General features: G+C 54.4%; 12 protein-coding genes. 3 read left to right on the top strand and 9 right to left on the bottom strand.

Features of this window, described 5'->3' with window-relative positions; translation table 11 throughout:
• Nucleotides 1–345: 345 nt before the first annotated feature.
• On the top strand, nucleotides 346–1,044 hold the full coding sequence (sleB, locus tag D1841_RS09590) for a spore cortex-lytic enzyme (RefSeq protein ID WP_160642885.1): 699 nt from the start codon (nucleotides 346–348) through the stop codon (nucleotides 1,042–1,044).
• Between the two features lie 81 nt (nucleotides 1,045–1,125).
• Here the strand turns inward: sleB and D1841_RS09585 are convergent, their stop codons facing one another.
• From D1841_RS09585 to rpmH, 9 genes are all read right to left on the bottom strand, one after another.
• On the bottom strand, nucleotides 1,126–2,031 hold the full coding sequence (locus D1841_RS09585) for an NAD-dependent epimerase/dehydratase family protein (protein WP_160642884.1): 906 nt from the start codon (nucleotides 2,029–2,031) through the stop codon (nucleotides 1,126–1,128).
• Nucleotides 2,032–2,123: 92 nt separating this feature from the next.
• Nucleotides 2,124–2,381: an extracellular matrix regulator RemB gene (remB, locus tag D1841_RS09580; RefSeq protein WP_160642883.1), complete on the bottom strand. Its 258-nt coding sequence runs from the start codon at nucleotides 2,379–2,381 to the stop codon at nucleotides 2,124–2,126.
• A 3-nt stretch (nucleotides 2,382–2,384) separates the two neighbouring features.
• A complete protein-coding gene (gene recF / locus D1841_RS09575) occupies nucleotides 2,385–3,512 on the bottom strand; it encodes a DNA replication/repair protein RecF (RefSeq protein ID WP_160642882.1) in 1,128 nt (375 codons plus the stop codon).
• Between the two features lie 127 nt (nucleotides 3,513–3,639).
• Nucleotides 3,640–5,013 carry a tRNA uridine-5-carboxymethylaminomethyl(34) synthesis GTPase MnmE gene (mnmE, locus tag D1841_RS09570; RefSeq protein ID WP_160642881.1) on the bottom strand — a complete coding sequence of 458 codons (1,374 nt, stop codon included), beginning with the start codon at nucleotides 5,011–5,013 and terminating at the stop codon, nucleotides 3,640–3,642.
• 73 nt (nucleotides 5,014–5,086) lie between these two features.
• The gene (gene jag, locus D1841_RS09565) at nucleotides 5,087–5,908 is read right to left on the bottom strand and encodes an RNA-binding cell elongation regulator Jag/EloR (RefSeq protein WP_160642880.1); all 822 of its coding nucleotides are present in this window, start codon (nucleotides 5,906–5,908) and stop codon (nucleotides 5,087–5,089) included.
• A gap of 40 nt (nucleotides 5,909–5,948) precedes the next feature.
• A complete protein-coding gene (gene yidC / locus D1841_RS09560) occupies nucleotides 5,949–7,013 on the bottom strand; it encodes a YidC/Oxa1 family membrane protein insertase (RefSeq protein WP_160642879.1) in 1,065 nt (354 codons plus the stop codon).
• A 100-nt stretch (nucleotides 7,014–7,113) separates the two neighbouring features.
• Nucleotides 7,114–7,359 carry a membrane protein insertion efficiency factor YidD gene (gene yidD, locus D1841_RS09555; RefSeq protein WP_347563970.1) on the bottom strand — a complete coding sequence of 82 codons (246 nt, stop codon included), beginning with the start codon at nucleotides 7,357–7,359 and terminating at the stop codon, nucleotides 7,114–7,116.
• Nucleotides 7,353–7,706 (bottom strand): ribonuclease P protein component, encoded by a 354-nt coding sequence (rnpA, locus tag D1841_RS09550; RefSeq protein WP_160642878.1) that lies wholly within the window; start codon nucleotides 7,704–7,706, stop codon nucleotides 7,353–7,355. Before rnpA ends, yidD begins: the two co-directional genes overlap by 7 nt.
• Nucleotides 7,707–7,922: 216 nt before the next feature.
• Entirely contained in the window at nucleotides 7,923–8,057 is a 135-nt protein-coding gene (gene rpmH / locus D1841_RS09545) for a 50S ribosomal protein L34 (protein ID WP_009064849.1), read from the bottom strand.
• 200 nt (nucleotides 8,058–8,257) lie between these two features.
• Here rpmH and D1841_RS09540 point away from each other — a divergent pair, with 200 nt between their 5' ends.
• Both D1841_RS09540 and dnaA read left to right on the top strand, forming a co-directional pair.
• Entirely contained in the window at nucleotides 8,258–8,440 is a 183-nt protein-coding gene (locus tag D1841_RS09540) for a hypothetical protein (protein WP_161879956.1), read from the top strand.
• Nucleotides 8,427–9,737, top strand: coding sequence for a chromosomal replication initiator protein DnaA (gene dnaA / locus D1841_RS09535; protein ID WP_160642877.1), 1,311 nt, complete (start codon nucleotides 8,427–8,429; stop codon nucleotides 9,735–9,737). The genes D1841_RS09540 and dnaA overlap by 14 nt, the downstream gene beginning before the upstream one ends.
• Nucleotides 9,738–10,102: the final 365 nt, after the last annotated feature.

Genomic DNA, 10,102 nt, shown 5'->3' with positions numbered 1-10,102 from the left:
GAGAGGCTGTGGTATAATGTCTTTGCTTCCCTTCGCCTTCCGGCTCGCGGGACAGCTTTGATATAATAACACCTATTTCTGGAAAAATCAAGCCTTTTTTCAAAGTTTTTTCGACTTTTTTCTTGAAACCTAAAAAAGCACTACATATGGAGGTTTTTAGACAATAAAACACAAGGTTTTTCCCAGGTTTGAAGGCTTCCTGACAGTTGAGAGAAAAATTGGCGGGAAAACTTTCTGGTTTTCCGCAAAAAATATTTCATAGAAATTTCTCCCGAAAGCTATAAATTAGGGAAGGGGAGGGGGCAGCATGGAACCCGCCTCCCAAAAGAAAGGACGGGCTTTTCTATGAAATTAAAAAAGGCGCAAGGCATTTTTCTTTATCTCTGGCGGATCCTGATTATCCTGCTGCTCAATGTCCTGGTACTTGCCATGCTGTGGAACAACGGGGCCAGGGCGCTGTCAAAATACGGATCCACTGGCGGGGAAGTTACTCAAATACAGCAAAAGCTTAACGAGCTGGGCTATAACGCAGGCAAAGCGGACGGCATTTTCGGAAAAAACACGAAAAACGCTGTTCTTGCTTTTCAGCGGGACTATGGCCTTACTGCGGATGGCATTGTAGGCCCTGCCACCCTCCAGGCCATGGGGCTTGCTGGCGGAGGCGGATCCGGCGGAGGCCATGGAGGTTTCAGCGAAAGCGACGTGCAGCTTCTGGCGAAAATCATCTCGGCAGAATCCCGGGGCGAGCCTTACCAGGGGCAAGTGGCAGTAGGGGCAGTGATACTCAACCGCATAGCCCATCCCTCTTTCCCCAACACTCTTTCCGGGGTAATTTACCAGCCCGGTGCCTTCTCCTGCCTGTACGATGGCGGGGTAAACGCTCCTACAGCGGATTCCGCCTATCAGGCCGCCCGGGAAGCCATTAACGGTTCCGATCCCACTGGCGGTGCCATCTACTATTACAATCCCGCCAAAACCACCAACAAGTGGATCTGGTCCCGGGAAGTAATTGCGGTTATCGGCGCGCACCATTTTGCCATTTAACGCACCTGCAGTCCCTTTAGAGGGCTTAACCCTAAAACCTTCAGCACCCGCCTGCGATACACTTGCAGGCGGGTGCTTGTTTTATTTTGCGTTCAGGTTTTCCTCTATGAAAGCCAGCAAGGGCTTTGCGCGCACTTCCTCTTTGTGTTCTTTATACCAACTATACGCTTCCTCCAGGCCCGTCCTCAGATCTCTGAGGGCAGGCATCAGCATTTGCTGGGCGCTCACCTCCAGGCTGTACGCATAGTTTAAGAAGGGAAAATAGCTGCGCTGGGGCACATCTTCCGGCACAGATATGAATGCAGGCTCCTTTCCCAGCGCTCCATAGCAAAGCTTAACCCATTCCGCAACCGTTTTGGACTCCGGATTTCCCACATTGTAAACCCGCTTCCGAGGCCGCTTTTCCAGCAAAATTTCCATAAAACGGCACAAATCTTCTATATGGAAAAACTGCAGGGGCAGCTTCCCCTCTCCAGGCAGGTAAAAAGGCCTGCCCTGCTCCGCGCAGTCAAAGACAAAGGCTTCCCGGTACACATTGTTCATAGGGCCGTAGAGATAAGGCGGCCGCAGGATATAGGCCCCTGGAACCTTTCCTTCCAAAACCTTCTCCGCCTCTATCTTCCCCATGCCATAGCCGCCCCAGTGGATATTCTCCCCTAAGGGCATATCCTCCCGGAAGGGCTGGGGCAGGGTTTGTGTATATACAGCGCTGGAGCTGATGAGGATATACTGATCAAATTTCCCCAGGCCTGCAAGGAGGTTCTCCACGTCCGCCCCGTTGTAGGCAGTGATGTCCAGCACCGCGTCGAAGCGGTGGGGCTTAAGGATATCCCCCAGGCTGTGCCGGTCAGCCTTCAGCAGGGTAACTCCCGGAACCTGGGGCCGGGTGCCCCGGTTGAGGACAAACACCTCATGGCCCTTTTGGGAAAAATATTGGGCCGTATATTTGCTTACGAACACAGTGCCCCCTGTTACCAGAATTTTCATATCCTGCTCCTTTCCCTAACAGCATTATGTTCCAAACATAAAAAATTTGGGCTACTTGGGCTATATGCTTTCCAGTGTCTCCAGGAATACTATTACAGCAAAAAATGCCTGCTTCGTTTCAAAAGCGTCACCGGGGCAAGCTGGGAAAGGTAAACCCGCTGCACCCCTTCTTCCGCGCACAGGATAAAAGATTTTGGCAGCTCTGCCGACACGTTTACCACCCGTCCCTCCTGCTGGGCCTTGGCCAGAAAAGACCGGGTGTGCTTGGACACTGTAGTGTTGTCCAGATCAAACACCCCGATAATGCTGCCGGTGCGCACCACTGTATCCTGTCCCAGATGCAGATACACAGCTTATACCTCCTCTGTTTCCACACAGCCCCCTTCCACCCGGAAGCGCCTGCCTGTTTCCATCAGGCTGACAGTTTCCGGGCTGCAGCAGGTGATGAAAACCTGCCTGCCATGCAGATGGTTTAAAAGATAATCCTGGCGGCTCCCGTCCAGCTCGCTCATCACGTCATCCAAAAGCACCACTGGCGTTTCCCCGGTCAGTTGGGAAAGGGCCTCTGCCTCTGCCAGCTTTAGGGCTAAAACCGCGCTGCGCTGCTGCCCCTGGGATCCAAAGGATCGGGCTGAAACCCCATTTAAGCGCACCTCCAAATCGTCCCGATGCGGCCCAGCGGTGGTGAAGCCTGACCGGATGTCTGCCCGCCGGGTGCGGGAGAGTTCTGTGAGAAGGGCCTGCTCTGCCTGCTGGCGGGTGATATCCCCTTCCATTTTCACAGAAGGGGCATAAAAAACCTCCAGTTCCTCCCGGCCCTTGGAAATGCCGCTGTAAATTTCCGCAAGCTTCGGGGAAAGCCGCTGCACATAGGCCCAGCGCTCTGCCGTCACCTCGCCCCCCAGCTTTGCAAAGCGGGCATCCCACACATCCAGAGTATCCGCAAGCTCTGGAAAGCGCACCAAATCTTTCAAAAGGGCATTGCGCTGGAGCAGCGCCCGCTGGAAAACGCTTAAAAGCCCTGCATAGCCGGGCTTTAACTGGCACAATGCCCCGTCTATGAAATTCCGGCGGCGGGAAGGCCCTTCTTTAACCAGCAGCAGGTGCTCCGGGGAAAAGATAACCCCCCGCACCTTCCCCACCAGGGCGGATCCCGTCTTTTTCTTCACCCCGTTTATCACAGAACTGCGCCGCCCGTTCTCAATGTGCAAAGAAGCCTCCTGCATACGGCCCTCGCTGTAAAATTCCAAGGAGAGGGAAGCCCGGGGGCTGTTCCCCTCTCCTGTTTCCATGAGCCTGGGCAGCTCCCCGTCTTTGGAACCCCGGAAGGAATGTCCCCCTGTGAACAGCCATAAGGCCTCTAAAAGGTTTGTCTTGCCCTGGGCGTTGCCGCCGTAAATCACGTTGACTCCCTGGCAGGGAAGCAGTTCTGTGTCAGACAGGTTCCGGAAATTTTCTGTTGTAAGGCGTGTAATATACATAACGCATCCCTTTCCTGCCGGAGGGCGGCCCTGAGGGCTTTGCCCTCAAACTCCCACAACCCCTTTTTAAAAGAAGGGGATCCATCCCCTGTGGGAATGGTTGACCCGAAAACAAATTTTATCCTTTTCATTTTCCCACGCAGAACGTGGAGAAAACCTCGTCTACAATCTCTTCTGCCGCGTTCTCCCCGGTAAGGGCATAGAGGGCGGAAAGGGCCTCTTCCACGCACACTGTAACCGCGTCTAAAGTCATGCCCATTTTCAAAGCGCTGGCTCCTTCCTCCAAAGCTGCCTTGGCCCGGGCCGCGTCTGCCCGCTGGCGCTCTGTGGAAAGGATGCCTGCCGCAGGATTAAAATCCGCTGTGCCCAGCACCTGCCCAATTGCCTTTTCCAGTTCGGAAAGGCCCTGGCCCGTTGATGCCGAAATGCAGGCTGTGTGTACAAAGCTTTCTTCAATTTTCTGCTGTATGCCGGAAGAAGGCAGGTCTGTTTTATTGATAACCGCAATGCAGCGCGTTTTTTCCAAGGTTTCAATAAGGGCAGCGTCCTCCTCTGCAAGAGGCTGGGAGGAATCGAACACTGCCAGCACAAGCTGGGCTGTACCCATGCGATCCCGGGCAGCCTGCACGCCTATTTGCTCCACTGGATCCTCTGTTTCCCGCAGCCCGGCTGTGTCTGCAAGGCGCAGGGGCACGCCGCCTACCAGCACTGTTTCCTCAATAATGTCCCGGGTAGTGCCGGGATATTCTGTGACAATCGAGCGGCTGCACCCGGCAAGCAGGTTCATCAGGGTAGACTTCCCTGCGTTGGGCCTGCCGCAGATCACTGTGTCCACCCCTTCCCGGAAAGCCTTTCCCTGCTCAAAGCCCCGCAGCAAAGCGGAAAGCGCCTGGATATATCCCTCCAGGGCCTCCAGCAAAGGCTTGTTTTCCACCTCCGGCACATCCTCATCGGGGAAATCCGCCCAGGCGGCAAGCTGTGCCGCCGTCCCCTTCAGGCTTTCCCGCATCCCCCTCATTTTCCGGGACAGCGCCCCGCCGCTGGCGGCCTGGGCCGCCCGGGCAGCCTGCTCGCCGCTGGCGCCGATAAGCTGCATAACAGCTTCCGCCTGGGCCAAATCCATCTTCCCGTTGAGATAGGCCCGCCGGGTAAATTCCCCCGGCCCCGCCGGCACAGCCCCGGCAGCAAGCACCTCCCGCAGCAGCCGGCGGGTAACATACAGCCCGCCATGGCAGGAAAGCTCCGCCACATCCTCCCCTGTATAGCTTTTGGGAGCGCGGAACACCAAAGCCACCACGTCATCCAATTTTTCCCCGTCCCGCGTAAAAGCCCCGCCAAACCTGGCGGTATATCCCCTGGCCTCAGAAAGGGATCCGCCGTTTTTGGCCTTAAAAACTCTGTCCGCTATTAAAAGCGCTTCCGGGCCAGAGACGCGCACAATGCCGATTCCCCCGGGAGCTTCCGCCGTAGAAATGGCGGCAATGGTTTTTTCCAGGTGCATCAGGTTTTCCTTCCTTTCATGCCCTCATAAATTCATGGAAAAGGGGCTGCCCATAGGCCGCCCCTTGTAAACTCTATTTTTTAACCTCAATTTTCCCGTAGATAGGCGCGCCGGGATCGTCAGACTTAGGCCCCTCCGCCCGGGGGGCAGGGCTTTGCTGGGGAGATCTGCCGGGACGAGGCCCCTTGCGATCCCGGTCAAAGTTCCTGCGACCGCCGTTCTGGCCCCTGCGGCTGTCCCTGCGCTGGGGGCGCTCGCCGCCCTCAGGCCCTATCACCACATGCCGGCCCAAATCCTCCCCTTCGCTCCAGGACTTAGCGCCCTCCACAGCCTGGACAGCCGTATGGATAATGCGCCGCTCGTAGGGGTTCATAGGCTCCAAAGAGGAATTGCGCCCGGATTTCACAGCGCGGTATGCCATTTTGCGGCCCAGAGCCTCCAGGGTTTCTTTGCGCTTTTCCCGGTAATTCCCTACGTCCAGGGTCAGGCGGAAATAAGCCCCTTCCACATGGTTTGCCACCAGGGAGGAAAGATACTGCAAAGCGTCCAGGGTTTCCCCCCGGTGCCCGATGATAAAGCCTAAATCCTCGCCGCTCAAGGTAAGGGCCGCGCCGCTTTCCTCCTCGCGCACCTCAATGCCCACATCCGGCAGGCCCATGGCTGCCAGCACGCTTTGCAGGTACTGGGTGGCTTCTGTTACAGGATCATGCACATCCGGCTCCTCAATATAGGCCCGCACCTTGGCAGGGCTGCCGCCAAAAAGGCCCAGGGTTTTCTTGGTGGGCATTTCCAGGATATCGCATTCCGCTTCGGTGGTGTCCACACCCAGCTCCCGGCAGGCGTTAGCAAAAGCTATTTCTACAGTCTCGCCCTTTGCGATTGCTTCTCTTGTCATGTCAAGCACTCCTTTTACTGGATAACGGCTCAAATCCCGCTTACTTTTTACTTCCCATATAGGAGGTGGTATCTCCTGAGGAAGAGCTTTTTTTCTTCTTTTTCCCTTTATTCTGCTGCCTTGCCCCTTCTTTGGCCTCTGCCTGCTGGGGGGCCTGCGCCAGCTTATCCGCTATCTGCTTCTGGGCAGAGGCGGAAAGGGGACGCACCGCAGCCTCCGCCTCATAAAGGGATGCCGCGCGGCGGGCCTCCGCCATAGCGGTCATATGGTTGACGCTGAAGAACTTGTTTGTAATAAGGGTCTGCAAAAAGCCTGCCAGAGAGGAAATAACCCAGTAAAGGCCTACAGCCGCCGGGAAAATGTACGACCAGTATACGCTCATCAAAGGCAGCGCATACATCATCACCTTCATGCAGCCCTGCTGCTGGCCCTGGGGCGCGCCAGTTGCGCGCATGGTATAAAACTGGAAGGCAAAGCTTGTCACCAGGGAGAGTACCGGGATTATCCACAAAAGGGAAGCAAAGCCGCTGCCCTGGGGGGTGGAGAGCAAATCCAGGCCGCAGAAGCGGAAGCCCTGGGAGAAAAACTCAATTTTCGCCACATCCGCCTGGGTAAACATGGTCAGGTTATCCCGGAGCACGTCAAAATTCCGGATGATTTCCAACTCCGTATAGCCTCCGAGAGAGACAACCCCAGGGATTTTCGAGATATAATCCGTTGCGAGGGCCACCGTCTCACTGGCAATGTGCAGGGTATTGGAGAGGGGATACGCTACAGAGTAGAATATACCCAGCATGATGGGGAAGGGGAGCAGGGTAGTAAGGCACCCGCTGCTGGGGTTTACTCCCTCCTTCTCATAGATCTTCATCAGCTCATCATTATATTTCTGCTTATTGTTGGCATACTTTTTCTGCAGTTCCCGCTGCTTTTCCGCAAGCTTTGCCTGGGAAGCCATGCTTCTCTGCTGCTTCAGGCTCATGGGGAACATGACGATCTTTAAGATAACGGTAAACAGGATAATAGCTATGCCATAGTTTTTAAAGATGGTGTATAGAAACCAGAGCAGGTAGCCAAGGATGCTTCCAAAAAAATTAAATATTCCCATGTGCTTTTAAAGATCCCTTCTTTATCTTCCTTTTTGGCGGGCTTTCTTTCCTTGTCCATTATAAAGGAAACCGCGCGTACTGTAAACATTAAAATTGAGATTATTTCTTCCTCTTTTGCTTTTCCTTCTTTTCCGGCACCGGATCATACCCGCCCCGGCCCCAGGGGTTGCACCGCAGAACCCGCCACAGCGTAAGCGCGCCGCCTTTTAAAGCGCCGAAGCGTTCCACCGCCTCCAGCCCATACTGGGAGCAGGTGGGGATAAACTTGCAGGTAGGCCCGGCCTTATGGGAGGAGATATAGGCCCTGTAAAAGCGGATAAGCCCTAAGAGGGCTGCTTTCAGCATGGCTTTTCCCCTTCCTCCAGGATGCCGGCAGCCATAAGTTGCCTTTCCATATGCCTCTGCACCTGGGTGCTTTTGGCGGCAGGCGTGCGGCCCCGGGCCACAAACACCAGATCATACCCCGGCTTTACCCGGCCAATAAGCCCCCGGTATGCCTCCCGCAGTACCCGGCGGGCGCGGCTACGCACCACAGCGTTCCCGATTTTTTTGCTGGTGGTAATGCCCACCCGGGTACAGCCCAGGCGGTTTTTCAGCACATAAGCCACCAAAAGGGGGGACACATGGCTTTTTCCCCTTTTATAAGCCCTGCGGAAATCATTGTTGCGCGTGATGGGAAGTATCTTTTCCATAAAAACCGCCATGACATAACAAGAATAGGTAAAGTAGTGCGCCGGCTTCCCTGCCGGCAGGAAAAAGGCATAAACAAAGAAAGGCCACACCAGGGTGACCTTTAAGGGCATAAGGCTCAGGCGGCAGGAACTTAAACCCCACATCCGCCAAAATACTCTGTCTCTGGACCTTGCCAGAAAGGGGCAGAAAGCCCCTGCTCAGGCCGCCCTGCTGGGTTAATAAGAAAGACGTGCTCTGCCTTTTGCCCTGCGGCGTGCAAGCACCTTGCGCCCGTTCCTGTCGGACATTCTTTTCCGGAAGCCATGCTCCTTCTTCCTGTGAAGCTTCTTGGGCTGATAGGTTCTCAGCATAGGTAAACCCCTCCTTTCGGGCTGCTTTCCCTTGCAATTTAGCATTATACCTTACATCCGCCCTTTATGTCAACACAATTTTTTCCCTTACCCAGGAGAAAAAAGGTTTTTTTGCGGGGGTTTCCCGCTTTTCCCCTGTTCCTCTTCAAAATCTGCCCGCCATTCGCGGCTTTTCTCCTTTTCCACACAGGATATTGTGTATGTGGAAAAAGCAGGGAAGCGCGCAAAAAAATTTGAAAAAGAAACTGCCGTATGGTATACTGGTATATATTTCGGGAAATTACATCCCCAGCGCCGGGAGAAGCCCTGCAAAGGCTTTTCCCTGGGTGAAGGCGCTTTTTCGGGGGATAGCTTTGGAGGGTATGACTTTTGGATTCTTTTGAGCAAGCTTGGGAGCTGATTTGCGAATACTGCAAGTCCCAGATAACGGGCGTGGCCTATAAAACCTGGTTCAGCAGTTTAAAGCCCGTATCCCTTGATTTTGAAAACAACGTGGCCACCATTGAGGCTCCCAACGAATTTCATATGCAGACCCTGCTGCGGGGCTACGCGGATGTGCTGAACAGGGCCTTTGAGTCCGTTTTCGGCGCGCCTATCCAGCTTTCCCTGGTGGTGCCCCAGGCAGACGCTCCTGCAAAACAGGAAACCCCGGCGCCGGATGATGACAGCTATGAGCTGACCTTCGACACCTTTGTGGTAGGCCCGTCCAATCGTTTTGCCCACGCGGCCTGTCAGGCTGTGGCGGCAAAGCCTGCCCTCCTGTACAATCCCCTCTTTATTTACGGGAACTCCGGCCTGGGGAAAACCCACCTGCTTTCCGCTGTCTCCAAGGAGTTTATGCGGAACTTCCCGGATCGCAGCGTGGTGTATGTCAAAAGCGAGGATTTCACAAATGAAATTATAGACGCCATTGCCCGGGGCACCACTGCTGCCCTGCGGGCCAAATACCGCAGTGCGGATCTGCTGCTGATAGACGACGTGCAGTTTATTGCTGGGAAAAACTCCACCCAGGAGGAATTCTTCCACACCTTCAACACCCTGCACGAGGCGAAAAAGCAGATTATCCTCACCTCGGACAGGCCCCCTAAGGACATTGCTACCCTGGAGGACAGGCTGAAAACCCGCTTTGAGTGGGGCTTGACGGCAGATATCCAGCCGCCGGACTACGAGACAAGGATCAGCATTATCAACAGGAAAGCCGCCTCCATGGATTTCACCATTCCGGAAAATGTCAGCGAATATATTGCCAACCGCCTGAAAAGCAATGTGCGCCAGTTAGAAGGGGCGGTTAAGAAGCTGCGGGCCTTCCACCTGCTGGAAAACAAGCCAATCAATGTGGCTACAGCCCAGTCGGCCATCAGCGACATTATGAACAACAGCCAGCCCACCCCTGTCACAGTGGACAAGATTATTGAAGAGGTAGCCCGCACCTATCTGGTAGCCCCGGAGGACATCCGCTCCCAAAAGCGCAATTCTGTGATTTCCACTGCCCGGCAGGTTTCCATTTATATTGTGCGGGAAATTACCCAGATGTCCATGGTGGAAATCGGCCAGACCTTTGGCGGGCGGGATCACTCTACTATTGTATATGCCCTGCGCCAGATGGAGTCAAAGCTGGAGCGGGATCCCCGCACCCGGGACACAGTAGACGATATCATTAAGAATATCCGCAGCCGCTAGGAGGCCTCCGGTGGCCAAGGCCCCCTTGGAACCCGCTTATAGAGAATCATTTTCTTAAGAATCCCATCCGGATAAGGCTTCCTGCCCCCTGGAAAACTTTCCACAATCCCAAAAAGCCGGGACAAGCTTTTCCACATTTTCCACCACATTCCACTAACAGCGTATAAACAGGCCGTGGAAAAGAACTCTCCCTTTCCACAAGCCGCAAAATCATTCCACATAGGCTTTTGGAAAATCTTGAGAGGGCAAACCGCGCTGTCATGCCAAATTTTCCCTTTTTCCACTTTTCCACAGCCCCTACTATTACTTCTAAATCTACACATATAAAGAAAGAATAAGAGAAGGGATTTCCTTCCTGCAGCGGG

The sequence above is a fragment of the Neglectibacter sp. X4 genome (assembly GCF_009917365.1).
In the GTDB taxonomy this organism is placed as follows: Bacteria; Bacillota; Clostridia; order Oscillospirales; family Acutalibacteraceae; genus Acutalibacter.
This window is presented reverse-complemented; position numbering and strand designations above follow the sequence as displayed.